At 43.7% G+C, this 25,444-nt stretch carries 30 protein-coding genes; 24 read left to right on the top strand and 6 right to left on the bottom strand.

Features of this window, described 5'->3' with window-relative positions:
* The 5 genes from dnaG (at position 1) to QSV55_RS06560 (ending at position 5,118) form a co-directional block, all read left to right on the top strand.
* Entirely contained in the window at positions 1-1,758 is a 1,758-nt protein-coding gene (dnaG, locus tag QSV55_RS06580) for a DNA primase (RefSeq protein WP_289649569.1), read from the top strand.
* Between the two features lie 18 nt (positions 1,759-1,776).
* Positions 1,777-2,868, top strand: coding sequence for an RNA polymerase sigma factor RpoD (gene rpoD, locus QSV55_RS06575; protein ID WP_289649568.1), 1,092 nt, complete (start codon positions 1,777-1,779; stop codon positions 2,866-2,868).
* Positions 2,869-2,950: 82 nt separating this feature from the next.
* Positions 2,951-3,310, top strand: coding sequence for a c-type cytochrome (locus tag QSV55_RS06570; RefSeq protein ID WP_289649567.1), 360 nt, complete (start codon positions 2,951-2,953; stop codon positions 3,308-3,310).
* Between the two features lie 55 nt (positions 3,311-3,365).
* Entirely contained in the window at positions 3,366-4,043 is a 678-nt protein-coding gene (locus tag QSV55_RS06565) for a tRNA (adenine(22)-N(1))-methyltransferase (RefSeq protein ID WP_289649566.1), read from the top strand.
* Positions 4,033-5,118 carry a Nif3-like dinuclear metal center hexameric protein gene (locus QSV55_RS06560; protein ID WP_289649565.1) on the top strand — a complete coding sequence of 362 codons (1,086 nt, stop codon included), beginning with the start codon at positions 4,033-4,035 and terminating at the stop codon, positions 5,116-5,118. Before QSV55_RS06565 ends, QSV55_RS06560 begins: the two co-directional genes overlap by 11 nt.
* Positions 5,119-5,146: 28 nt before the next feature.
* Here QSV55_RS06560 and QSV55_RS06555 read toward each other — a convergent pair whose 3' ends face one another.
* Positions 5,147-6,112 carry a 4-hydroxy-3-methylbut-2-enyl diphosphate reductase gene (locus QSV55_RS06555; protein ID WP_133450761.1) on the bottom strand — a complete coding sequence of 322 codons (966 nt, stop codon included), beginning with the start codon at positions 6,110-6,112 and terminating at the stop codon, positions 5,147-5,149.
* Positions 6,113-6,225: 113 nt separating this feature from the next.
* Between QSV55_RS06555 and QSV55_RS06550 the strand changes: the two genes are divergently transcribed.
* The 5 genes from QSV55_RS06550 (at position 6,226) to QSV55_RS06530 (ending at position 10,551) form a co-directional block, all read left to right on the top strand.
* Positions 6,226-7,554, top strand: a complete 1,329-nt coding sequence (locus tag QSV55_RS06550) for a DEAD/DEAH box helicase (protein ID WP_133450760.1) — start codon at positions 6,226-6,228, stop codon at positions 7,552-7,554.
* Positions 7,555-7,565: 11 nt separating this feature from the next.
* Positions 7,566-8,456, top strand: coding sequence for a deoxyribonuclease IV (locus tag QSV55_RS06545; RefSeq protein WP_289649564.1), 891 nt, complete (start codon positions 7,566-7,568; stop codon positions 8,454-8,456).
* Between the two features lie 88 nt (positions 8,457-8,544).
* Positions 8,545-9,309, top strand: a complete 765-nt coding sequence (locus QSV55_RS06540) for a metal ABC transporter ATP-binding protein (protein WP_133450758.1) — start codon at positions 8,545-8,547, stop codon at positions 9,307-9,309.
* Positions 9,306-10,154, top strand: a complete 849-nt coding sequence (locus QSV55_RS06535) for a metal ABC transporter permease (protein ID WP_289649563.1) — start codon at positions 9,306-9,308, stop codon at positions 10,152-10,154. Before QSV55_RS06540 ends, QSV55_RS06535 begins: the two co-directional genes overlap by 4 nt.
* The gene (locus QSV55_RS06530; RefSeq protein WP_289649562.1) at positions 10,144-10,551 is read left to right on the top strand and encodes a Fur family transcriptional regulator; all 408 of its coding nucleotides are present in this window, start codon (positions 10,144-10,146) and stop codon (positions 10,549-10,551) included. The genes QSV55_RS06535 and QSV55_RS06530 overlap by 11 nt, the downstream gene beginning before the upstream one ends.
* A gap of 31 nt (positions 10,552-10,582) precedes the next feature.
* On the opposite strand, the gene QSV55_RS06525 is transcribed toward QSV55_RS06530, so the two are convergent.
* Genes QSV55_RS06525 through QSV55_RS06515 form a run of 3 tightly spaced genes read right to left on the bottom strand, consistent with a single transcriptional unit; the run spans position 10,583 to position 12,994 of the window.
* Positions 10,583-11,146, bottom strand: coding sequence for a hypothetical protein (locus QSV55_RS06525; protein ID WP_289649561.1), 564 nt, complete (start codon positions 11,144-11,146; stop codon positions 10,583-10,585).
* On the bottom strand, positions 11,133-12,230 hold the full coding sequence (ispG, locus tag QSV55_RS06520; protein WP_208001497.1) for a flavodoxin-dependent (E)-4-hydroxy-3-methylbut-2-enyl-diphosphate synthase: 1,098 nt from the start codon (positions 12,228-12,230) through the stop codon (positions 11,133-11,135). The genes QSV55_RS06525 and ispG overlap by 14 nt, the downstream gene beginning before the upstream one ends.
* Before the next feature lie 23 nt (positions 12,231-12,253).
* Positions 12,254-12,994, bottom strand: coding sequence for a DUF1189 family protein (locus QSV55_RS06515; protein ID WP_289649560.1), 741 nt, complete (start codon positions 12,992-12,994; stop codon positions 12,254-12,256).
* Positions 12,995-13,128: 134 nt separating this feature from the next.
* Between QSV55_RS06515 and QSV55_RS06510 the strand changes: the two genes are divergently transcribed.
* The 13 genes from QSV55_RS06510 (at position 13,129) to QSV55_RS06450 (ending at position 24,154) form a co-directional block, all read left to right on the top strand.
* Complete coding sequence (locus QSV55_RS06510) at positions 13,129-13,731, top strand: superoxide dismutase (RefSeq protein ID WP_133450752.1); 603 nt, start codon at positions 13,129-13,131, stop codon at positions 13,729-13,731.
* Between the two features lie 97 nt (positions 13,732-13,828).
* A complete protein-coding gene (locus QSV55_RS06505; protein WP_289651061.1) occupies positions 13,829-15,868 on the top strand; it encodes a peptidoglycan D,D-transpeptidase FtsI family protein in 2,040 nt (679 codons plus the stop codon).
* Positions 15,869-16,030: 162 nt separating this feature from the next.
* Positions 16,031-17,017: a phosphate ABC transporter substrate-binding protein PstS family protein gene (locus QSV55_RS06500; protein WP_289649559.1), complete on the top strand. Its 987-nt coding sequence runs from the start codon at positions 16,031-16,033 to the stop codon at positions 17,015-17,017.
* 66 nt (positions 17,018-17,083) lie between these two features.
* Positions 17,084-18,013, top strand: coding sequence for a phosphate ABC transporter permease subunit PstC (gene pstC, locus QSV55_RS06495; RefSeq protein WP_133450749.1), 930 nt, complete (start codon positions 17,084-17,086; stop codon positions 18,011-18,013).
* A gap of 1 nt (position 18,014) precedes the next feature.
* On the top strand, positions 18,015-18,908 hold the full coding sequence (pstA, locus tag QSV55_RS06490; protein WP_133450748.1) for a phosphate ABC transporter permease PstA: 894 nt from the start codon (positions 18,015-18,017) through the stop codon (positions 18,906-18,908).
* A gap of 21 nt (positions 18,909-18,929) precedes the next feature.
* Entirely contained in the window at positions 18,930-19,787 is an 858-nt protein-coding gene (gene pstB / locus QSV55_RS06485) for a phosphate ABC transporter ATP-binding protein PstB (RefSeq protein WP_243721421.1), read from the top strand.
* A gap of 1 nt (position 19,788) precedes the next feature.
* Positions 19,789-20,430, top strand: coding sequence for a phosphate signaling complex protein PhoU (phoU, locus tag QSV55_RS06480; RefSeq protein ID WP_243721420.1), 642 nt, complete (start codon positions 19,789-19,791; stop codon positions 20,428-20,430).
* A 71-nt stretch (positions 20,431-20,501) separates the two neighbouring features.
* The gene (gene rpmG, locus QSV55_RS06475; RefSeq protein WP_133428994.1) at positions 20,502-20,651 is read left to right on the top strand and encodes a 50S ribosomal protein L33; all 150 of its coding nucleotides are present in this window, start codon (positions 20,502-20,504) and stop codon (positions 20,649-20,651) included.
* 73 nt (positions 20,652-20,724) lie between these two features.
* Complete coding sequence (locus QSV55_RS06470) at positions 20,725-21,285, top strand: 5-formyltetrahydrofolate cyclo-ligase (RefSeq protein WP_289649558.1); 561 nt, start codon at positions 20,725-20,727, stop codon at positions 21,283-21,285.
* The gene (locus QSV55_RS06465) at positions 21,282-22,682 is read left to right on the top strand and encodes a rhomboid family intramembrane serine protease (RefSeq protein WP_289649557.1); all 1,401 of its coding nucleotides are present in this window, start codon (positions 21,282-21,284) and stop codon (positions 22,680-22,682) included. The genes QSV55_RS06470 and QSV55_RS06465 overlap by 4 nt, the downstream gene beginning before the upstream one ends.
* Before the next feature lie 2 nt (positions 22,683-22,684).
* Positions 22,685-22,876 carry a YqgQ family protein gene (locus QSV55_RS06460; RefSeq protein ID WP_133432014.1) on the top strand — a complete coding sequence of 64 codons (192 nt, stop codon included), beginning with the start codon at positions 22,685-22,687 and terminating at the stop codon, positions 22,874-22,876.
* Positions 22,873-23,832: an ROK family glucokinase gene (locus QSV55_RS06455; protein ID WP_289649556.1), complete on the top strand. Its 960-nt coding sequence runs from the start codon at positions 22,873-22,875 to the stop codon at positions 23,830-23,832. The genes QSV55_RS06460 and QSV55_RS06455 overlap by 4 nt, the downstream gene beginning before the upstream one ends.
* A 10-nt stretch (positions 23,833-23,842) precedes the next feature.
* A complete protein-coding gene (locus QSV55_RS06450) occupies positions 23,843-24,154 on the top strand; it encodes an MTH1187 family thiamine-binding protein (protein WP_289649555.1) in 312 nt (103 codons plus the stop codon).
* Positions 24,155-24,179: 25 nt separating this feature from the next.
* Here QSV55_RS06450 and QSV55_RS06445 read toward each other — a convergent pair whose 3' ends face one another.
* The gene (locus QSV55_RS06445; RefSeq protein ID WP_133450742.1) at positions 24,180-24,419 is read right to left on the bottom strand and encodes a DUF2759 domain-containing protein; all 240 of its coding nucleotides are present in this window, start codon (positions 24,417-24,419) and stop codon (positions 24,180-24,182) included.
* 93 nt (positions 24,420-24,512) lie between these two features.
* Between QSV55_RS06445 and QSV55_RS06440 the strand changes: the two genes are divergently transcribed.
* Positions 24,513-25,130 (top strand): MBL fold metallo-hydrolase, encoded by a 618-nt coding sequence (locus QSV55_RS06440; protein ID WP_289649554.1) that lies wholly within the window; start codon positions 24,513-24,515, stop codon positions 25,128-25,130.
* 33 nt (positions 25,131-25,163) lie between these two features.
* Here QSV55_RS06440 and QSV55_RS06435 read toward each other — a convergent pair whose 3' ends face one another.
* Complete coding sequence (locus QSV55_RS06435; RefSeq protein WP_133432009.1) at positions 25,164-25,412, bottom strand: DUF2626 domain-containing protein; 249 nt, start codon at positions 25,410-25,412, stop codon at positions 25,164-25,166.
* Positions 25,413-25,444: the final 32 nt, after the last annotated feature.

Here is a 25,444-nt window from a genome sequence, read left to right as displayed (position 1 = left end):
TTGCAAATCAATCAGGAAATAATCAATGAAATCAGAGAGAAAAATGATATTCTCAGTCTGGTCAGCCAATATGTGAAACTTGAAAAAAGGGGACGAAACTATGTCGGTTTATGTCCCTTTCATGATGAAAAAACCCCGTCATTTTCAGTCTCACCTGAAAAACAGATCTGTCATTGCTTCGGTTGTAAAAAAGGAGGCAATGTTTTTCAGTTTTTAGAGCAGATTGAGAATATCTCATTTGTCGAGGCGGTCAGACGTCTCGGTGAAAATGTAGGTATAGAAGTAGCAGGTGAACAGAAGGTCGTTGTCGCGAATGACAACATGAAGATGATTGAGATGCATGAACTGCTGCGTGATTATTATCATTATGTGCTTAAAGCGATCAAAGAAGCAGAGCCCGCCCTCCAGTATCTTTATGACCGCGGCTTTACTGATGAACTGATCAATCAGGAGAAAATAGGCTACAGTCCCGATATCAGTCACTTTGCTAATGACTTTCTCGAAAAAAGAGGATATGATAAAGCACTCGCTTATGAAGCGGGCCTCTTGTCCCGAAACGAGGAGAATTTCACTTACTACGACAGATTCCGCGACAGAATCATGTTTCCCATCAACAATGCACAAGGCCACACGGTAGGTTTTTCCGGCAGGACTTATAAGGATCAGCAGCCGAAATATCTGAACAGTCCTGAGACCCCGATATTCCAGAAAAGACAGCTGCTCTATCATCTGGATGTTGCACGCAAATCTATCCGCAAGCAGGATGAGGTGCTGCTACTGGAAGGCTTCATGGATGTCATTAAGGTGAACCAGGCGGGTCTGACCAACGCTATCGCGACGATGGGTACGGCACTCAGCCGGGAGCATCAGCTGCAGCTGAAAAAGCTCGCGGATAATATTACGCTGATGTTTGACGGCGATCATGCAGGGGTCGAAGCGACCTTAAGCGTGGGTGAGTCCCTTCTGAGCGCCGGCAGTAATGTATATGTCGTACCGCTCCGTAAAGACATGGACCCCGATGAGATGATCAGGGAGATGGGACGGGAACGGTTTATCAATTATGTGGAGCATAATAAGATCGCTTTTGTCAGCTTCAAAATGAGACAGATGACCCATGAAGTGGCTTCAAATGATCTGATTTATGAGCAGAAGCTCAATGAAGTGATGCACAATATCGGCCTGATCAAATCTCCCACCTTGCGCAAAAAAATATTGCATGAAGCAAGCGAATTGTTTAAAGTGGACTTTGACAGTCTTAATTTTGAGGTTTCCAAATATATCCCAAAACGTGAACAAGTGGTAACCGGGCCTGTTCAGCAGGTGTCATATTCCAAGCAGGAGCGCGCTGAACGGACGGTGCTGAAGCATTTCTTCATGGACAAGATGTTATTTACGAAGATGCAGGATGCACTGACGGTCCATCACTTTAAAAAGCCTGCGCATCAGGCGATATATCAGGCGCTAACAGGGTATTATACTACGGAGGATGAATTTCATATCAGTCAGTTTCTTTCAGGGATAAATGCTGAAGCACATAGTGACGTTATCTCTATAGACGACATGATGATCAATGAGCATCCTTCAATCGAGGAGATAAATGACTATATATATGTGATTCACGCGCAGCAGGAGGAACGTCGAACGCTTCAGGAACTGAAACAAGCATTGAAACAGGCTGTAGCGGAAGGCGATATAGACAACAGAAATCGTCTTATGCAGCAGATTATTATATTGAACCGACAGAAAAAGCAGTCGTGATATTAGGAGGCAACGTGTATGGCAGTTAAGAAAACCGTAGCAGATGTTGCTCTTTCATTAGAGCAGATTAAGGCACAGTTAATAGAGACGGGTAAAAAGAATGGTCAGCTCAGCCATGAGGAGATTGCAGATAAGCTGCAGAACTTCGACATGGATGCAGATATGATGGATGAGTTCTTTGATACTATCACTGAAAATGACATTACTTTAATCAATGAAAAAGATGCCCAGGATACAGATGAAAAACTCAACCTGAATGATTTATCAGCGCCGCCAGGGGTGAAAATCAATGATCCGGTCCGTATGTATTTAAAGGAGATCGGCCGTGTGAACCTGTTAAGTGCAGCAGAAGAAATTGAACTCGCTAAAAGAATTGAACAAGGTGATGAAGAAGCGAAAGCACGGCTTGCTGAAGCGAACTTACGTCTTGTTGTCAGCATCGCTAAACGTTATGTCGGCCGTGGCATGCTGTTTCTTGACTTAATTCAGGAAGGTAATATGGGTCTCATCAAAGCGGTAGAGAAATTTGACTTCACTAAAGGATTCAAATTCTCCACTTATGCGACGTGGTGGATCCGTCAGGCGATCACGCGTGCCATTGCCGACCAGGCCCGTACCATTCGGATTCCTGTTCATATGGTGGAAACCATCAATAAACTCATCCGTGTACAGCGTCAGTTACTGCAGGATTTAGGTCGCGATCCTTCACCGGAAGAAATCGGTGAGGAAATGGATCTGCCACCTGAAAAAGTCAGAGAAATTCTGAAGATTGCCCAGGAACCTGTCTCACTGGAGACGCCTATCGGTGAAGAAGATGACTCTCATTTAGGTGATTTTATCGAAGACCAGGACGCTCAGAGTCCGGCAGATCACGCTGCCTATGAGCTGCTGAAAGAACAGCTGGAGGATGTGCTTGACACATTGACTGACCGTGAGGAGAACGTGCTGCGTCTACGCTTCGGCCTTGATGACGGACGCACGCGCACGCTTGAAGAAGTGGGGAAAGTCTTTGGCGTGACACGTGAACGTATCCGTCAGATTGAAGCGAAGGCACTGCGTAAACTTCGCCATCCATCAAGAAGTAAACGGCTCAAAGACTTTATGGATTAAAATTGTGAAAAGACTTTGACAATGCGCATTTTTAATATAAAATAGATATGTATATGGTCACTATAAAGGGAGGTAAAATTTAATGAATCGTAATCCAGTTGTTCCATTCATTTTAATCCTACTTATGGGCGTAGGTTTAATTTTCTTCATGTCAGCTCAAGCAGCTAATCAAGAAAAAGAAAATGCTGAAGGTGGAGAAGGTGGCGCAAAAACTGAACAGAAGTTTGATGCAGCAGCTTTCGCTAAAGATAACTGTACTTCTTGTCACGGTCAGAACCTTGAAGGTGCAATGGGTCCAAAATTAGCAGGCAACACCAAAAAACCTGAAGAAATGAAAAAAATCATTCGTGAAGGTAAAGGTGCAATGCCGGCTCATGATGAGTCAGTTATTGCTGATAAAGACCTTGATACACTCGTGAAGTACTTAAAAGAAGCAAAATAATAAAACTAAAAAAATCTTTTGCCGCGGCAAAAGATTTTTTTGTTAGGAGTATTCTATGATTGGGACAAGACTTATGAAAGTAGCAGACTATGTAACAGGGACGTCAGTGGCAGATATCGGTTCAGATCACGCCTATCTGCCCATCTATCTGGTAGAGCAGCAGAGAATAGAGCGGGCAGTAGCAGGTGAGGTGGTCGAAGGTCCGTTTCAGGCGGCGGTCCGCAATGTCCGGAGTGAAGGCCTCGCTGACAAGATTCAGGTGCGTCTGGGCTCAGGACTGGAAGTCATCGACAGCGGTGAAGTCGATTGCATCACCATCTGTGGGATGGGCGGCCCTTTAATCAGTGATATTCTGCTGAGCGGTCGTGCAAAGCTTGCCTCGAGACCCCGGCTGATTCTGCAGAGCAATATTCATTCAGAGGCGGTCAGACAGGCCTTGCAGACGCTTGGCTACAAGATTATCGCTGAAGATATCCTCAAGGAGAAAAAGCATATCTATGAGATCATTGTTGCTGAGGAGGGTGTGATGTCACTGACAGAAGCGGAAATGAAGTTCGGTCCCTTGCTGCTGCAGGAACAGTCAGAGACGTTCAACGAAAAATGGCAGAAGGAATACCGGCATCTCACTGCTATTCTTGAGACGATTAAAGAACTACCCGCACAGTATAAGAAAAAAGAGGAGATCGAAAGACAGCTGCAACTTTATCAGGAGGTGATCCATTTTGCAGATTAGAGAGCTTTTAGGAAAGATTGATGCTGAGATTCCTTTCAGTAAAGCAGAAAGCTGGGATAATGTCGGACTTTTAATCGGTGATATGTCGAGTGAAGTGACAGGTATCCTGACGACACTCGACTGTACACTCGAAGTCGTGCAGGAAGCAGTAGCGAAGCACTGTAACACCATCATCGCCCATCATCCGCTTATTTTCTCCGGCATCAAAAGAATTGAGAATAAAGGCTACGGCGCTGTGATCCATGCTCTGATTAAAAACGATATTCAGCTGATTGCCATGCATACGAATCTGGATGCATATAATAGAGGGGTCAGCGCCATGATTGCTGACAAAATCGGGCTGACAAAGCAGCAGATTCTGCTGCCGGCTGAGCGGGAGATGGCTAAGCTGCAGATCTTTGTGCCACATGAACATGCAGAGCCATTGAAACGAGCACTGGCAGAAGCTGGTGTCGGCCGGATCGGTGATTACAGCGACTGCTTCTTCCAGCTGGAAGGACAAGGCCAGTTCAGACCGAATGAATCAGCTTCGCCTTATATAGGCACGAGCAATCAGCTTGAAGTGGTGGATGAGATCAAGCTTGAATGTGTCTTCGAACCTCATCTGCAGCAGCAAGTGGAAGCGACCATTCATACTGCACATCCTTACGAGGAGCCAGCCTATGATATTTACCGCTTCAAGGTGACGGATCAGTTCGGTACAGGTATCCGCGGAGAACTGGAGCGCGGTATGAAGGCTGAGGAATGGCTGCTGCACGTTAAAGAGCAGCTTGGTATCCAGACGCTCAGAATCATCGGGGACAGCAGTAAAATGATTAGCACCGTCGGCATTATCAGCGGGGCAGGTGTCAGTTATATGAAAGAAGTGGCCGCGACGGGTGTTGACTTATTTCTGACAGGTGATATTAAATACCACGAGGCCCATGATTTATTGATGACAGGTCTTCTGACCGCCGATATCGAGCATTATTCTGAGCAGGTCATGATTGCAGGCCTAAGAGACTTGCTGCAGTCATTTGGCTGCACGCAGGTCGAGGCATCTGAACATGCTACTAATCCATTTAAGGCCATATAAAAAACATTCGTCATTTGACGAATGTTTTTTATAATGTCTGCACGGGTTTCGGATTCTTGATTTTAGGCAGAATCTTCTCAGTCGGTACTGCAGATGCAGCGGGCAGCGGAGCAGGTTCCGCTGGATTGTAGGCCGCGATGAAATCAATGACCTCTTTGACGATAGGCGTCGGTGTCGAGGCGCCGGCAGTCACAGCAACGGTTTGTTTGCCGCTGAGCCATTCTAATTTCAGCTCACTGATGTCAGAGATCCGGTAGGCTTCTGTATGCGCGATTTCCTGGGAGACCTGAGCGAGGCGGTTCGAGTTATTGCTTTTCGGGTCACCGACAACGATCAGAATATCAGCCTGGTCAGCCTGATTCGCTACAGCTTCCTGACGCACCTGTGTCGCGAGACAGATTTCTTTATGAACTTCGATATGCGGAAATTTTTTCTGCAGTTCGACCATCAGATGGGACACATCCCATTGTGACATCGTCGTCTGATTCGTTACAATCAGTTTATGGTCTTTCAGTGCATCATCAAGCGCCATAATATCATTCGTATTCTCAACGAGATGGACAATATCAGGGGCGACGCCGACCGCACCTTCAGGTTCCGGGTGCCCCTTTTTACCGATATAGATGACATGGTAACCGTCCGCCTTTTTGCTGCGGATAAGGGCGTGTGTATTCTCTACATCCGGGCAGGTGGCATCGATGCAGACAAGCCCTTTTTCCTTTGCGCGTTTCTTGACTTCCGGTGAGACACCATGCGCGGTGAAGATGACCGTCCCCGAATCAATCTTCTCAAGAATTTCCAGTCTGTTCGGACCGTCCAGCGTGATAATGCCATCACTTTCAAAAGCATCCGTGACGTGTTTGTTGTGTACAATCATGCCGAGAATATATATAGGACGTGGCAGATTCTTGTCGAGCGACGCATTGCGGGCGATAACCATCGCATCGACAACGCCGTAACAGTAGCCACGAGGTGTAATTTTAACGATATCCATATGGATGACCTCCTTATGTCTTCAGTATAGCAATTTCAACCCGGCAATTAAACTATCTTTAACCTCTACTTTCCGCTATAATACTAAAGATGAAGAAATAAAGGAGGATAACAATGGCTAAACATCCATTTGAAAATTTTGAACTTTCATCTGAATTGATAGAAGCGGTGAAAGATCTTAATTTTGATCAGCCCACTGAAATCCAGAGACGTGTCATTCCGAAACTGATAAGAGGTATAAACTTAATCGGACAATCTCAGACTGGGACAGGAAAATCACATGCGTTCCTGCTGCCGTTGATCGACCGCATTGATCCGTCTGTGCATGAGCCGCAGGTCATCATACTCGCGCCTACGCGTGAACTTGCGAAGCAGCTGTACGATGCAGCACAGCATCTGCTGAGCTTTAAGGCAGAAATCAAAGCAGGGCTTTATATCGGTGGCACGGATAAACAGAAAGACATCCAGAAATCTAAAATTGAACCTCAGCTGATCATCGGCACGCCGAACCGCATCAATGATATGGCAGAAGAGTATGCCCTGAAACTGCACCTTGCCAAGTCCATCGTTATTGATGAAGCGGATTTAATGATTGACCTTGGCTTCATGCCGATGGTTGACTCAATTGCCGCGCGTCTCGGGGAAGATGCACAGATCGCAGTCTTCTCAGCAACGATACCGAAAGCACTCCATCCTTTCCTGAACAAATATTTGACGCAGCCGGAATTCGTCGAGATTGACCCGATGGAGAAGACGAATAAAAATATTGAGTTTTTCCTTATTCCGACTAAATCAAACGATAAAAAAGAAAAACTTGTTGAAGTGATGTCGACCATCAATCCTTATCTCTGTATCATTTTTGCCAACAGCCGGGAACGTGCTGATGAAGTGCTGAATTATCTGGCAGAGCAGGGCATCAAGGCAGGTATTATTCACGGCGGATTAACGCCTCGGGAACGCGTCCAGCAGATGAAACGTATCAAACAGCTGGATTTCCAGTTTGTCGTGGCGTCAGACCTTGCTTCACGTGGGATTGATATTGAAGGCGTCAGCCATGTCATCAACTATGATATCTCGCAGGACATTGATTTCTTTACTCACCGCGTCGGACGAACAGGCCGTGGTAATTATAAAGGGACTGCGATTACACTCTATACACCTGAAGAAGAAGATCTCATCAATCAGATTGAGAAAAAAGGATTCACTTTCATCCATGCTGATACAAAATCAGGTGAACTGAAGGAAATCAAGGACCGCACACAGCGTTCCGGACGTAAGAAACAGGAAGACAATATCGAACAGAAGCTGAAACATAAAGTGAAAAGCAAAAAGAAGGTGAAGCCGGGTTATAAACGGAAATTCCGTTATGAGCTGGATCAGCTTAAACGTAATGAGAAGAAATCATTTGCAAAGCGACGTAATAAAGAAGCACGTAAGAAATAGGAGGATAGTCGATGCTTATAGGTTCACATGTGTCGATGAGTGGGAAAAAAATGCTGCTTGCGGCAGCGGAAGAAGCAGCATCATACGGTGCCTCCACTTTTATGATCTATACAGGGGCACCGCAGAACACAAGAAGAAAACCGGTGGAGGACTTGAATATTGACGCAGGTCTGACACATATGAAGGCAAATGGACTGTCCGACATCGTCGTCCACGCACCTTACATCATCAACATTGCCAACACCGTTAAACCTGAAGTCTTCGGACTGGGCGTCGAATTCCTGCAGAAGGAGATTGAACGGACAGAAGCGCTCGGTGCCAAGGATATCGTGCTGCATCCAGGGGCTCATGTCGGTGCGGGTGAAGAGGCCGGCATCCAGAAAATTATCGAAGGCCTGAACGAAGTGCTGACCAATCAGAATGATGTACGTATCGCACTTGAAACGATGGCGGGCAAAGGCTCTGAATGCGGCAAGACATTTGAAGAACTGGCCCAGATAATAGACGGCGTCAATCATAATGAAAGATTATCGGTCTGCTTCGATACGTGTCACGTTCATGATGCAGGTTATGATATCGTGAATGACTTTGACGGTGTCTTAGCAGAGTTCGACCGTATCGTCGGGCTTGAGCGTATCAAGGTGGTTCATGTTAATGACAGTAAAAATGTCCGCGGGGCACGTAAAGACCGGCACGCGAACTTCGGTTTCGGTGAAATCGGTTTTGAAGCATTAGAACGTATCGTTAAACATGAAGCTTTCAGCAGCATCCCGAAGATTCTCGAGACCCCGTATGTCGGAGAAGATAAAAAAAATAAGAAGCCGCCTTATCGCTTTGAAATCGATATGATCAAGCGTGGTGACTTCGACCCGTCGTTACTCGAGAAGATAATGGCGCAATAAATTTTTACGCAAGGATGAGATTTCATCCTTGCGTTTTCATTACGATTTACATTAAGATAGATGGTACTGGAAAATAGAGAGGTGACCAATGGAACCTGTATTTGAAGTTAAACATGTGGATTATCGTTATCCGGACAAAAAAGCACTTCAGGATATCAATCTGAAAATTTACCCGGGAGATTTTCTGGCTATCGTCGGACCGAACGGGTCAGGTAAGTCGACACTGCTTAAGCTGATCCTTGGCATTCTGCAGCTCCAGACAGGTGAGATCCTTGTTAACGGAGAACCCTTGAACCAGCAGAAATCAGAGCGGATTGGCTATGTCTCGCAGAAAGCGAATTCTGGCAATACAGGATTTCCTGCGTCTGTGCGAGAAGTCATCTTAAGCGGCTTGATTCAGGAGAAGAAACTGTTTCAGCGCTTTAAGAAAGAAGACCGTGAGCGGGTCAACGATATGATGACGCGCTTAAATATCGGGCATCTGGCTGAAAAGAATATCTCACAATTATCGGGCGGTCAGCAGCAGCGCGTCTTTATAGCAAGAGCGCTGATATCGAACCCGAGCATCTTGATCCTGGATGAACCCACTGTCGGTATTGATGCCAAACATGTCGCAGATTTCTATCAGCTGCTGACGCGACTGAAGTCTGAAGGAATCACCATTCTGATGGTTACGCACGACATCGGTGTCGTTGCTGATACGGCAACTAATGTGGCCTGCTTAAACCAGCATCTGCATTTTCACGGTACAGTCCAGCAGTTTAAATCGCTGGACGAGGTGGAAATCTCTAAGATATACGGCCACCCGATTCAGTTTGTTGACCATAGTCATGACAGGGAGTGTTGTTTATGATCGATGCACTTCTTCACTTTGATTTTATGCGCTATTCATTTCTCTGTGGTATGCTGATCGGTATTCTTGCGCCGTTGATCGGGACGTTTATCGTAGTCAGAAGGTTGTCTCTGATTGCGGATGCGCTCAGTCATGTCACGCTCGGCGGTATTTCGTTTGGTATGCTGGTCGCAAAGTGGCTTGCACCTATCGCCATCAGTCCCATATGGTTCGGCATCCTGTTTTCAGTGACAGGCGCTCTGCTTATTGAAAGACTGCGAAGTGTTTATAAGCACTACCAGGAACTGTCGATTCCGATCATTATGTCACTGGGTATCGGTCTCAGCGTTGTCTTTATTTCACTTGCTGATGGCTTTAACCAGGACCTGTTCGGCTACTTATTCGGCAGTATCAGTGCAGTCACACTTGCTGATCTGTTAACAATCGTTGCTATATTCATTATCGTCGTCTTATTTATCTTCCTGCTATATAAAGAGCTGTTTATGCTCTCGTTCGACGAGGAATATGCTCAGATTATCGGTGTTCCTAAATATCTGCATGTTCTTTTCATGCTGATGGTCGCCCTTGTTATTTCGGCCTCTATGCGCATCGTCGGCATTCTGCTGGTCAGCAGTCTGATCACATTGCCCGTTGCAAGTGCGATGAGATTTGCGAGAGGCTACAAGGAACTGATGTTATGGAGTGTCATTTTCGGAGAAGGCTCAGTGATTTTAGGCTTGATTTTTGCTTTTTACCTTAATATCTCACCAGGAGGCGTCATCGTTTTACTCCTCATCGTCATCCTGCTTTGTGCCATTCTTTATCAGAAAAAACGAGAACAAGGAGGAATGCTGGATGAAAACTGAAGAAGCTATCCATATATTAAAAGAGAATGGTTATAAGTATACAGATAAAAGACGTGATATGATTACAATTTTTGCTGAGGCAGACAAATACATCACAGCTAAGCAGGTGCAGCTTGAGATGCATCGGACTTATCCGGGTATTTCATTTGATACTGTCTATCGTAACCTTCATCTTTTTGCGGAACTGGGCATTGTTGAAGCGACAGAATGGAATAATGAAAAGCAGTTCAGACTATCATGTACAAAGCACCATCATCATCACTTTATCTGTGAATCCTGTGGCCAGACAAAAGTGATTGACTACTGTCCGATGGATACATTCAAATCAGAACTGCCAGGTGTTGAAATTAAAAGCCATAAGATTGAAGTCTACGGATTATGTGAAAAGTGCCATTAAAAAAGGAAGCTGTCATCTGACAGCTTCCTTTTTATAATGTCTTCAGTAAAATTTTTGCTTCTTCCCAGGTGTAAACGCGGTGGACATTTGCTGGAAGTTCGCTCTGATTATAGGGGGTATCGAACAGAACGACAGGAATATCAAGTTCACGGTTGATAGCTATGGCATTGTCCAGCTTATCCTCGAAAAAGACATCGACCTGATGCTGTCTTGCCGCTTCAATTTTGTCGTGGCTGCCTGTCAGCTCGATATGATGAAAAGGGACGCCGTGTTTTTCAAACCAGTCAGATGTCACGCGGTCCAGATAACCATAACGAGCGCTGATGTAGAAAAGCTCATATTGTTCCGACCATTCCTTCAGAACGGGGAGGGCCCCCTCAGCGACAGGGGAATGAATGTAAATCTCCTCCTGGTTAGCCATGAACCAGTCATACATCTCTTCAGCTGATTTATTAAGAACGACGCCTAAATCATAAGCTGTAATATCTTCATATTTGATATGGGAACCGAAGGAGCGCTGCAAGTAAGGCACGAGGGCGGTGGGGCAGGTGACTGTTCCATCTATATCAATACCTAGTCGTTTAATTTTTTGCAAGTTCTTCTTCCTGTTTCTTGAAATATTCCTCAGCAAGTTTATCGATCTCTTTCTTGAGTTCTTCCACCATTGTTTCTTCCGGTACTTTACGGACGGTCTTCCCTTTCATAAAGAGCAGGCCTTCTCCTCGTGCACCGGCAATACCGATATCTGCTTCACGTGCTTCACCTGGACCGTTTACGGCGCAGCCAAGGACAGCGACTTTCAGAGGGGCTTTAATCGTTGAAATGTACTCTTCCACTTCGTTGGCGATGGAAATCAGATCGATTTCGATGCGGCCGCAAGTCGGGCAGGAAATCAAAGTCGCAGCATTGCTGGCAAGCCCGAATGACTTAAGCAGTTCTCTCGCCACTTTTACTTCTTCAACAGGATCCGCTGATAATGAGACACGTAATGTGTTACCGATCCCAAGACTCATAATAGCCCCAAGACCTGCAGCAGATTTTACTGTGCCGGCGAATAAGGTCCCGCTTTCAGTGATGCCGAGATGAAGTGGATAATCAAAAGCCTGAGCCGCCTTCGTATAAGCTTCAATGGCAAGGCTGACATCACTTGCTTTCATGGAGACGATGATATCATGGAAATCAAGGTCCTCTAAAATCTTGATATGATGCAGCGCACTTTCAACCATCCCGTCAGCAGTCGGATAGCCGTATTTCTTCAGGATATGTTTCTCAAGGGAGCCGGCATTGACACCGATACGGATAGGAATCCCCTTCGCCTTACAGGCCTTGACGACTTCCTCCACTTTTTCCCGGCGGCCGATATTGCCGGGATTAATACGGATTTTATCAGCGCCTCCTTCAATCGCGAGAAGTGCAAGCTTATAGTCGAAATGAATATCAACGACCAGAGGGATATTGATTCTTTTTTTGATTTCAGCTATCGCTAACGCATCCTCTTCCTTCGGACAAGCGACACGTACAATCTGACAGCCTGCTTCTTCCAGCCGCTTGATTTCAGCGACAGTTGCTTCAACATCATGTGTCTTAGTCGTCGTCATACTCTGGATGACCAGTTCGTTGGAGCCTCCGATAGTGAGATTACCTACCTTGACCGGACGGGTTTTACTTCTATGTGTAATTTCAGACATAATGATGTCTCCTTTTAATTGGTTTGACGTGTTTTTTTAATCACGGGCAAGTGATAAATAGCCAGACACGTAAGTAAAATTATTATACACCAAGACAGCGGATAGGTTAAAGTATTCGGTACCAATAACCCTGTATATTGCATGAGAACGGCAGGCGTTAAAAGGAACGTAGTGATTTTAAGCCAGTTCATATACCGTGATTTTCTACGGAAGGCCACTGCAGCTATATGAGCAGCTAAGCTGACGGAGGCGAGCTTAACGAGGATGATAAAGAACTGAATCATCATCAGTGCGAACGCGATGAGGCCGAAATAAAAATAAATGGATGAAGAAAAGGTGGTCAAAGCATCCAGCATGGAAGCTCTATCTGTTATCGTGCTGAAATTGTGATAGGATATAGGGTCAATGCCTTTGATCATGATATGGTGCTTGCTGAATGTAAACTGATCGCTCGCAAGTCCCGCATCGTTTTCCGTAAAGGTCACAGTGCCGTTAGTTAAATGAATGACTTTTTCCTGGTGGCTCGGCAGATGAAGTTGCGCGTTTTTGATCGTGAAGTCAGGAATATCTTCTGACTTGTCTGCGATGAGCTGGGACAGTGAAGTCATCGACTGTAAGAACTGACTCGCTGCAGGCGCAGCCAGCAGCGTGCTGAGTATCAACAGGTGCAGGAATATATATCTGAGGGGTGTCGTACGATATAAGGCATATTTGTTAGGTTTGAATAACCGTGCAAGTGCAAGCTGGTATTTCATTAGCATCTCCTCCATTTGAAAACTTACCATATAACGTGCAAATGCGCTATTGGTTTTCAGAAGCAAAGTAGTTGAGCCATAAATAAAAGCTTGCTATGATAAATATGTACTTAATACAGAGGAGGATGAATAATATGGCTTTTGAATTACCACAATTACCATATGCATATGATGCATTAGAACCACACATCGACAAAGAGACAATGGAGATTCACCATACGAAGCATCATAACACATACGTCACAAACTTAAACGCAGCAGTAGAAGGTACAGAATATGCTGATCAGTCAATCGAAGAGTTGAATAAAAACATCGACTCATTACCCGCTGACCTTAAGACAGCTGTCCAAAACAATGGGGGCGGACATTATAACCACTCCTTATTCTGGCAACTGTTATCAGCAGAAGGCGGCGAACCTAAAGGTGAAGTTTTAGAGGCAATCAACGCTAAGTTCGGTTCTTTCGAGAAATTCCAGGAAGAATTTGCGGCAGCAGCAACTAAACGTTTCGGTTCAGGCTGGGCGTGGCTTGTTGTCAATAATGGCGAACTGGAAATCACTTCTACACCAAACCAGGATAACCCATTAAAAGAAGGCAAAACACCTATCCTGGGCTTAGATGTTTGGGAACATGCCTACTACTTGAACTACCAGAACAAACGTCCGGACTACATCAAAGCTTTCTGGAATGTAGTCAACTGGGATAAAGTGAACGAATTATACAACGCAGCAAAATAATAATTAAAGGGGCTTCGGCCTCTTTTTTTTTGTCTAATGATAGAAATCGCGTCTTATTTGTTTTAATATTAAAAGATAAAGTGAGAAGCGGGGATTTATTTTGAGAAGATTGAAAAAGGAATCAAATGAGCTCAGACAGAAGCGGATCACGCAGCGCCGCCTGAATGTGGTCTTTATCGCGGTAATGACACTGATGACACTGCTGATCCTCAGGCTGGGATATTTACAGATTGTCAAAAGTGAGGATTATAAAAAAGCAGTGGCGAGCAACGAAAACATCGTCATCAATGAATCTGTCCCGAGAGGTCGGATATATGACCGGAACGGCAAGCTTCTGGTCGACAATACAGCCAAAAAATCGATTACCTATACGCGCGGTAGGATGACCACCACTGGTGAGCTTCTGGATACAGCGAAGAAACTCTCCAGGATTATCGACATGCCGACTGATAAACTGACGGAGATGGATAAGCAGACCTATTTTATTCAGACACATCCGGAACTAGTAAGAAAGTTGATGGCGAAAGAATCCGAACAGTTCCAGAACGAGATAATCACACAGGAACACTATGACAAGCTGTTATATCAAAAGATTGCGCCGCGTGTCCAACTGTCCCGTAAAGAGCTTGAAGTCGCAGCCATTTATCGGGAGATGTCTGCTGGTAGCCAGTTGACGCCGCAGACTATCAAAAACGACCATGTCACTGAAAAGGAATATGCGCTCGTATCACAGAACCTGGCGCAGTTACCGGGCGTGAATACGACGATGGACTGGGATCGTAAATATTTATATGGCAGTACCTTGAGAACGTTATTTGGTAAAGTAACATCAAAGGAAGAAGGCCTGCCTAAAGATAATGTGGATTACTATCTGGCGCGAGGTTATGCGCGGAATGACCGGGTAGGGCAGAGTTATCTGGAATATGAATATGAAGATGTGCTTCGCGGCCGGAAGAAAAAAATGCGATATGTGACTGATAAGTCCGGCCAGATCACGAACTCAGAAATCATTGATCCAGGCTCCAGAGGAAATGATCTGGTACTTTCAATCGATATCGATCTTCAGCAGAAAATCGAGAAAATGATAGATAAGCATATTGCTATTCTGCGGTCTGAAGGTGCTAAGACGATGGATAAAGTTCTGGTCGTCGTCCAGGACCCGAATAATGGTGATGTTCTGGCCCTGGCTGGACGCCAAATAGAGCCGAACGGGAAAATCTCGGATTATCACTACGGCACATTCACGTCACAGTATGCAGTAGGCTCTTCTGTTAAAGGGGCGACTCTACTGACAGGCTATCATCAGCATGCGATCAAGCTGAATGAAGAAATGGTAGATGAACCGATGTCCTTTGCCGGCGGGATGACTAAACGTTCATATTTCAACCAGGACGGTAAGGTGACAATCAACGATAAGGAAGCATTGATGCATTCATCAAACGTCTACATGTTTAAAACAGCGCTGAAAATCGCCGGCATGAACTATTCTCAAGGTATGACACTGCCAAAAGATATCTCAGCAGCGGGGCGGATCCTAAGAACAGGCATGAATCAATTTGGGCTCGGCGTTAAAACAGGAATTGACCTCCCGAATGAAGTGGTGGGACAATCAGGTAAGCTGACAGATAATGCCGGTAATTATCTGGATCTCGCTATCGGACAATATGATACCTACACACCCCTTCAGTTATCACAATACATTTCGACGATCGCCAATGACGGCAGCCGTATTGCACCCCATGTCGTCAAGGAAATCAGGACGCCATCTAAAACACAGACGCTCGGACCTGTCAAAGAAGTGATCCACGGAAAGGTGCTTAATAAAATCAATAGTACACCCGCTGAAATCAAACAGGTCAAGTCTGGATTTAACATGGTCTTCAATCAAATAGAAGGAACAGGCTACAACAGTTTTCACGATACCATCGTCAAATCGGCCGGTAAAACAGGAACAGCGGAGGTCTTCCAGAACGGGGAGCCTCGGGTAAACGCTACTTACATTGGTTATGCGCCGATGGATAAACCCGAAATATCGTTTTCGATCATTTATTCCAATCAGCCGGTACCACCACCATGGTTACCAGGCGGAGATCTGGGTAAAGATATCATTAACAGCTACTTCTCGACGAAAAAGTAAACAATAAAAGTAAAGGTAACCCGGAAGGATTTCTGGGTTACCTTTTTTATTTACATAATCTTTACATTAGATTCATCTTTAATTAATAAAGCTATTGTAGAGTTAAGTTGTAATAAAAAACAAAAAAATATTTTCTGTCTACATTTGGGAGGAAACTTAGAAATGAAAAAATGGCAATTAGTAGGTTCTACTACTGTATTAGGTACTGCATTATTTTTAGGAGCTTGTGGCGGTGCAGCTGAAAAGTCTCAGGACAGTGGCAGCAAAGATTCTAAATCAACTGAGTCAACTGAATCAGCTGATACAGCATCTAAAGATCTTAAAGGCGAAGTAAAAGGTGATGGTTCTACAACGGTAGCACCGATCGTTGAAAAGATTAATGAAGAATTTAATACAGAATATCCAGATGTAACAGTTTCTGTAGGTACTTCAGGTACTGGTGGCGGATTCGAGAAATTCATCGCTGGAGAAACAGATTTCTCTAACGCTTCTCGTGACATCAAAGACGAAGAGAAAAAAGCCTTAGCTGACAAAAAAATCGATTACACTGAGTTCAAAGTCGCTAATGACGGCTTAACGGTAGCTGTTAACAAAGATAACGATTTCGTTGATTACCTGACTTTTGATGAACTGAAAAAAATCTACTCAGGTGAAGCTAAAACTTGGAAAGACGTTCGTGCTGATTTCCCGGCTGAAGAAATCAAAGCATTCTCTCCAGACCAATCTCACGGTACATACGATTTCTTCAGTGAAGAAGTATTAGATAAAGCTGATATCAAGGCTGAGAAAAATGCGGACACAAACGTAATCGTCTCTTCAGTTAAAGATAACAAAAATGGTATCGGCTTCTTCGGTTACAACTTCTATCAAGAAAACAAAGACAGCTTAAAAGCGGTTAAGATCCAAGGTAAAGACGAAAAAGAACCAGTTGAAGCAACTGAAGAAACAGTTAAAGATGGTTCATACGCACTTAGCCGTCCATTATACATCTACGCTAAAAACGAATCACTGAAAAACAATGAAGCATTTAAAGAATTCATGAAATTCACGCTTGAAAAAGCAGGTCAAGCATCTACTGATTCAGGTTACGTAGCTCTTGAAGATAAAGACTATGAAGCAGACCTTAAAAAATTAGACGAAGTCAAATAATCTAAACAACATTTTTTAGGGGCGAACCTCGTTCGCTCCTTTTTTAAAATTAAGGAGTAAAAAACTATGAGAGAAAAACTTTCAGTTCAACAGATGATTGAGCAGAACAAAGGTAAGGGATCAAAAGCATTCATAGAAAAGATCATTCCTTTTATTCTGCTGCTGATTGCATCTGTTTCAGTGTTAACAACAATTGGTATACTGATTACTCTGCTTACTGAGACCATTACGTTCTTTTCCCGAATTCCATTAACAGAATTCTTAACGGAAAAAGACTGGAATGCATTCGGTAGTGATCCGACATACGGTATCTGGGCCTTGATTCTAGGGACGCTTAAAGTAACCTTTATCGCTACTCTTTTTGCTGTGCCTGTCGGACTTGGTGCTGCACTCTACTTAAGTGAATACGCCAGCGATACAGCGAGAAGAATCATCAAACCGATTCTTGAGATTTTGGCAGGTATTCCTACAATTGTCTATGGTTTCTTTGCATTAACATTCGTGACCCCAATACTGCGTTCAATCTGGCCGGACTTAGGCAGCTTCAACTCAATCAGTCCGGGTCTTGTCATCGGGGTTATGATTATTCCGATGATTGCAAGTTTAAGTGAGGATGCGATGAGCGCTGTTCCACAAGCGATTCGTGAAGGGGCTCTCGGTTTAGGCTCAACTAAACTGGAAGTCGCTCTTAAAGTCGTCTTCCCGGCGGCATTATCAGGTATTCTTGCATCGATCGTCTTATCTATATCACGTGCTATCGGTGAGACCATGATTGTATCGCTTGCAGCGGGTAGTTCTCCTGACTCATCATGGAGCTTGACAGGTTCGATTCAGACGATGACGGGTTTCATTGTGCAGGTAGCAACAGGTGACGCAACGTTCGGTACAGATATTTACTACAGTATTTATGCAGTCGGTTTCACTTTATTCCTTTTTACTCTTGTGATGAACTTTATTTCACAATGGGTAACGAACCGATTCAGAGAGGAGTATTAGGATGCAGTTAATTGATCAGCAGAAAGTAGACAGCAAACTCTCTGGAAGACTTTCCAAAAACAGAATCATCAAGTTCATCTTTCTTTTATGTACATTGATCGGTTTGGTTGTTCTGGCTATTTTATTATTTGATATCATCCGTAAGGGGGCAGGTTATTTAACGCCTGCATTCTTCCAGAACTTTTCTTCTTCAACACCTGCTAAAGCAGGGATTAAAGGTGCCTTGATCGGTACTTTATGGCTGATGATGACCATCGCCCCTATCTCCGTTATTTTAGGAGTCGGCACAGCGATTTATATGGAGGAATATTCAAAAGATAACTGGTTTACCCGTTTCATCCGCATCAATATCTCAAACCTTGCCGGTGTTCCTTCCGTCGTCTTTGGTCTGCTTGGTTTGACATTATTCGTACGTGGTGCAGGGATTGAAAGCTTGTCACTCGGCAAATCAGTATTAGCAGCTGCACTGACAATGTCGTTAATGATTCTTCCAGTTATTATCGTCTCAAGTCAGGAAGCAATCAGAGCAGTGCCAGGTGCAATTCGTGAAGCAAGTCTTGGCCTCGGAGGAACAAAATGGCAGACTATCACTAACGTTGTACTTCCTGCATCTATCCCGGGTATCCTGACAGGTACAATCCTGGCATTATCCCGTGCACTGGGAGAGACAGCACCTCTGGTAGTCATCGGTATCCCGACTATCTTCCTGAAAACACCTGACGGTATTATGGACCGTTTTCAGGCACTGCCGATGCAGATCTATACTTGGGCGAAATTACCTAAAGCAGAATTCCAGAACTTATCATCTGCAGGGATCATTGTCCTGTTAATTATCTTAATCGCGATGAACTCGATCGCTATCTATATCCGTAATAAATATCAGAAAAAATACTAATCCTTTGAGAGGAGCGTTAATATGACGCAAGACACACTGAAAACAAATGAAAAGATCGTCGTGACTGCACCATCAGCTTCAACTGAGACAGCTGGTAATCAGTCATCAGCTCAGCCGGCACAAAAGAACATCGTTTATCAAACAAATAACCTGGATTTATGGTACGGTGATCATCACGCACTTCAGAACATCAACTTAGATATTATGGAAAATGAAGTCACAGCTATCATCGGACCGTCTGGTTGCGGGAAATCAACATACATTAAAACGCTTAATCGCATGATTGAACTGATTCCTAGCGTTAAGACTTCCGGTGAGATACTTTATCGTGGCGACAATATTTTCGACAAAAACTACAAAGTTGAAAAATTAAGAACACGTGTAGGTATGGTCTTCCAGAAACCTAACCCATTCCCGAAATCAATCTATGATAACATCACTTACGGCCCAAGAATTCACGGTATCACAGATAAGAAAATTCTGGATGAAATCGTAGAAAAATCATTGCGGGGCGCAGCGATCTGGGATGAGACAAAAGACCGTTTGAATCAAAATGCATACGGCTTATCAGGCGGACAGCAGCAACGTATCTGTATCGCACGCTGTTTAGCGATTGAACCGGATGTCATCCTGATGGATGAACCGACTTCAGCACTGGATCCGATCTCAACGCTGAAAGTAGAAGAACTGGTACAGGAAATCAAGGATCAGTATTCAATCATCATTGTGACCCATAACATGCAACAAGCAGCTCGTATCTCTGACAAAACTGCCTTCTTCCTCAATGGTTATGTCAATGAGTTTGATACGACGGACAAAATATTCTCTAATCCTGCTGATGAACAGACAGAACGCTATATTTCAGGGAGATTCGGTTGATATGCGCGAGATATACGAAGAAGCTTTAGAGCATTTAAAAGAAACGGTTCATACGCTTGCTGAGGAAGCATATTATTCAATCAAGAAGGCTATGGAAGTATTGGGTAATGATGATCTTGCGGCAGCTAGAACAATCATCGCACATGACCAGGAAATCAATGCAATTGAACACGATATCAATGACCAGGTCGTCAGTCTGATCACAAAGCAGCAGCCTATTGCGACTGACTTAAGGGTTATTATGGCAAGCGTTAAAATTGCTTCTGAATTAGAACGTATTGCCGATAATGCAAGTAGTATCGCTAAAATCAGAACCCGCGTTAAATTTGAGGATGAATATATTCTGGCGCGTCTCAAAACAATGGGAAAACTCAGCATGCTGATGCTGGTCGACCTTGAGAATGCTTATAAGAATAAGGATGTCAGTTTGACGAAGGAAATCATTGAGCGCGATGCAGATATCAATGACCTTTATAAAGAGATTGTCAATACAACCTATTTAATTGACAATGACCCATTCGTCGCGGGTCAAGCGCAATTAGCAGGCCGCCATCTTGAACGTATCGGTGACCATATCACCAATATTGCTGAAAATGTTTATTACTTCATTACTGGTGAACAATTCGATCAATACGAAAAATAACACTGGAAAATTGAATCAATAGGTGTTATTATAAAAAGGTCGTATGTAACAAAGAGTAAGGAGGGAATAAAATGCGCGTTAATGTAACTTTAGCATGTACAGAATGTGGTGAAAGAAACTACATCACTAAGAAAAATAAACGAAATAACCCAGAGCGTATCGAAATGAACAAATTCTGTTCACGTGATAACAAAAAAACTTTACACAGAGAAACAAAATAAGAACAGACACTTGTGTGTCTGTTTTTTTTTATTAGCTGAATATTTCATGTATAATTATAGATGAGGTGACATAATGACCAATAAAGAAATTAAAAAAGATATACGTAGAAACGTTATTTCATATTTAAAAGAAACAGATAAATATTCAGCGGAAATAGAACTCCTCAAGTCGTTATTTCAGTCGACGGAATGGCAGCAAGCTGATTCAATCGGCGTGACGTTAAGTATGGATCATGAGGTCAGTACAGAAAATATAATCAGGTTTGCGCTGATAGAAAACAAAAAAGTATATGTGCCTAAATGTGATTATAAGAATAAAACAATGGATTTCGTGAGATTCCATTCTCCTTCTGACCTTTATAAAGATGAAAAAGGTATTCTGGCAGTGAAGCATCCGACTGAAGTGAATAATGAAATAGATTTACTCCTCGTACCTGGACTTGCCTTTAATAGAGAAGGCTATCGTATAGGTTACGGCGGCGGATATTATGACCGCTTTCTTTCCTCTTTTAAAGGTCAGACAGTCAGCGTTATTTTAGATGCACAGCTTATGAAGATTCCGGTTGATGATTTTGACCAGCCTGTCCATAAAATAATCACCGAGAAACGTATCATTACAGGAGTCCGGCGATGATTACTTCTAAGCAGCTTCTGGAGACCCTATATAAAATTACTCGCTACTCTGATTACAAGCTCGTCAATTCAGAGGAGCTGCTGCTTGTCAGTCAGAAATCAAGGAAAGCGATCCGATTTGTCAAAGAAAAGCAGAATGTGCAGTCACTGGATTTTCTGATTCAAAAAACACATCATCAGATCAAAGACAGACTGCACTCTAATCCTGTCAGTATCACGATCTATTTAATCAACCAGTCGGTTCCTGCTGAATTCAACAGTTCTATTATTAAAGTCCATAGTCTTTCACGATACAGCGATCTGAGACATCTGGATATATCACGACAGTATCAGATATTCAGCCGTATAAAAGGGCGGCAATCAGAGCGTTATTATGAGAAACGTCTCACTACTCATCATGATATTGAACGAGCCATGCTGAAGTTCAGCCCTGTCACTGCCACGCTGATTATGCTGAATGTCATTATTTTCCTTATCCATTCAGTTATTACTATCAGTACCGAGACAGGCAGCCTGATAGAAAAAGGGGGACTCAGTCACTTTAATTTTGTCCACGGCGAATATTACCGTGTACTGACCGCCATGTTTCTGCATCTGGATTTCTCACATTTATTGCTGAACATGCTATCTCTTTATATTTTCGGTAAGCTGACAGAGTATTTCTTCGGTCCACGCAGATTTTTACTGATCTATCTGCTCAGTGGACTGTTAGGCAATCTGCTTTCCTTATCGTTTGACACTTCGTCTGTATCGGCAGGTGCAAGCGGAGCTATTACCGGATTATTAGGCGCGCTATTTGTTCATATGATTTTAAGCCGGAAGTTCGATAGAAAACTGCTGCTACAGACCGCTGCAGGCCTTATCATCTTTTTGCTGATGAGCAATCTTTTCGGACGTGTCAATAACTGGGCGCATTTTGGCGGGCTGTTCGGCGGATTCTTTGTGGCGCTGATGTTTAAGCAGGCAAAGCTCTATCTCTACATGATGACGGTAGGACTGGCACTCATTATCATCTTGCTGTTGATGAATACCTTTAGTATCAACGAAGAAAACATCTATAATGATAAAGTGCAGGCTGCCATGGTGCAGGGTGACTTTAAGACGGCGGAAAGACTTGCTAAGGATATTTTTGCTAAAGGCTATGAAGATGCTGATACTTATCGTCTATATGGTCTGGTTCTCGCCAATAATCAGTCTTTAGCAGAGGGCATCGCCACCTGGCAGGCAGGACTGAAACGTTATCCGGCATCGGCGAGTCTTAATTATCAGATGGCACTGGCCATGCGAGCGAATGATGACTATAAGAAGGCGCAGCTGTACTTTGATAAAGCAGCACGCTATATGTCCTCGAAAGACACACAGGCATTAAAAAATGAGTTGAAAGTATTTGGTGAGTAGAGATGAAATCATTTTATGATGTACAGCAGTTGCTGAAGAAATTTGGACTGATCATCTATTTTAAAGATGAACATAATACCATTGAGATGATGAATCAGGAGCTGAAGGATATCCATCAGAGTGGATTGATATCAAACGAAGAGTTTATACAGGCACGGCTTATATTAAATCAGAGAAAGATGGGGAAACTATGATTATATTGGCGGCAGATATCGGAGGGACAACATGTAAGTTAGGGGTGTTAAGCGAGGCGCTTGATATTCTGCATAAATGGGAGATACCCACAAACACAGCTGATGGTGGCAATAGAATTCTTCATGATATCTACGAGTCCTTTAAGAAGAATGCAGGACTGAAAGATTATCAGCTTGAGGATGTTAAAGGTATTGGTTTAGGTGTACCGGGACCTGTAGACTTTGACAAGGGGACAGTGAACGGTGCCATCAATCTGAACTGGCACGGCATCAAGCATGTCCGTGATGAATTTGAAAAGATGACCGGCAAGCCCGTCTATATCGATAATGACGCGAATGCAGCCACGCTAGGCGAGAAGTTCAAAGGAGCAGGTCAGAATGAACCGGATGTGGTCTGTATCACACTGGGGACAGGTGTTGGAGGAGGCATCATCGCCAATAATGAAATTGTCCATGGTCATAACGGCTCAGGCGGTGAGATCGGTCATTTCAAAGTGGACACGAAGGAACGCTTTCAGTGTAACTGCGGGCGAAGAGGATGTCTTGAGACTGTCGCCAGTGCCACAGGAGTCGTGAATCAGACCTATTATTACTATGAAGAGCTGCAGTTTAAGACGGTGCTGCAGGAAGCGATTGAAAATAGACAGGTGCAGGCGAAGATGGTCTTTGATGCAGCGAAAGAAGGCGATGAGTTTGCCACCTATATCATTCGCAAAGTAGCGAACCATCTGGCCTATGCTATCAGCGTCATCAGCGTCATGACCAACCCGAAATATGTGATTATCGGTGGCGGTGTCTCGAAAGCAGGACAGATTCTGATTCAGCCGATTGAGTCCGCCTATGAAAAAATGACGTTTAAGCCGGCTTTAGAGGGTACGAAGATCGTGACAGCTGAACTGGGCAATGATGCCGGTATTATCGGAGCAGCCGGTCTGATTAAACAATATGTGAAATGAGGGATTGAATATGGCAATAGTCGATGTCGTCGTCATACCACTGGATGAGAAGTCGGTGAGTGTAAGTCAGTATATTGCAGACATACAGATGATTTTAAAGGAGAAAAAAGAAGCCGGCCTGATCGATTATCAGTTAACGCCGATGAGTACACTGATTGAAGGGGAGCTATCTGTTCTGCTTGAAGTCATTGGTGAGATCCATGAAGCGCCTTTTAATAAAGAGGTGAAACGGGTCTGCACTAATATCCGTATAGATGACAGAAGAGATATCTCACGCAAAATGGCTGACAAGCTGGATTCTGTCAATAAACATATCAAATAAAAAAAGACGATGAAAATCGTCTTTTTTAGTGGTGTAAAATAGGATAACCATACGTCAGCATAGTCGCGATTGAGAAGAAACCGAAAGATGCAGCGGCGAGTAAGCCGAAGATGATACCTAATAAGTTTTTTGTTTTAAAGGAATGCATAAGTCCTTTGAGCGCCAATAAGAAAACTAAGAACATCAGAATAGCGAAAATATTAACACCGATATGAATATCGATACCAAAAAGTTTGCCCAGTTTGCCTGAATCGATAAATGGCATAGTACAACCCCCAACATTATTTCATTTATTATCACTAATTATTGTATAATTAATGATAGCTTTTGTCGAGTGTAATTTTAAGGAGTGGAAGATATGAAAGTACATGTTTTAAGCCTGGGACCTATTCAGACGAACTGCTATATCATCGAGCGTGACACCTCGCTGCTGATAGTGGATCCCGGCGCTGAATTCGAGAAAATCAGCACATTGATCAATCAACTCAATAAAAAAGTAGAGGCCATCCTGCTGACACATACCCATTTTGATCATATCGGTGCAGTGGATGAGCTGGCCGCGGCTCTTGACGTTAAGGTTTATGTAGCAGACGAGGAAAAATACTGGCTGTCAGATCCGGAAGCAAATGGTTCCGAGAAATTCAAGTCATATGGTCTTGAGGAAGTGGTTGTGAGGACGAAGCCTGAGATTTTGCATCCCGGGCGTAAGACACTGGGTTCTTTCGAATTTGATATCATGCACACGCCTGGGCATTCTCCGGGCAGTCTGACCTTTATCTTCGAGGATTTTGCAGTGGTCGGAGATACGCTGTTTAAAGAAGGTATCGGCAGAACGGACCTTAAAGAAGGCAATCTTCAGACGCTGATGACTAGTATTGATGCACTCATGACATTGCCTGAAGAGACAGTGATTTACCCGGGGCACGGTCCGAAGACTACTCTTGCATACGAAAGTGACCATAATCCATTTCTATAAAAAAAGATCCTCAAGTTAGCTTGAGGATCTTTTTTATTTATGCATACCGAAACCTGGTTCCAGTAGGAATGTAGAATAATAAGTGAATCCTACGAAACAGATGACTAAGTAAGCTGCAAAGATATACATATACATTCTTTCAGTAAGGTTTAAGTAGCCAAGAAGAATGAAGAAGCCAGTCTGTGCTACAAAAATAAAGGCAACGATATCCATGCCGCCTACGTAGAACATTACTGCAAAGATAGCTGTCCAGAATCCTAAAGTTTTATAAACTTTATCCATTTTGTGCTCCCCTCTCTGATCAATCAGTTCAT

Source organism: Macrococcus bovicus (assembly GCF_030376725.1).
Classification (GTDB): domain Bacteria; phylum Bacillota; class Bacilli; order Staphylococcales; family Staphylococcaceae; genus Macrococcus; species Macrococcus bovicus.
Note: the sequence above shows the minus strand (reverse complement) of the source record. Positions and strands in the feature narration are given on the sequence as shown.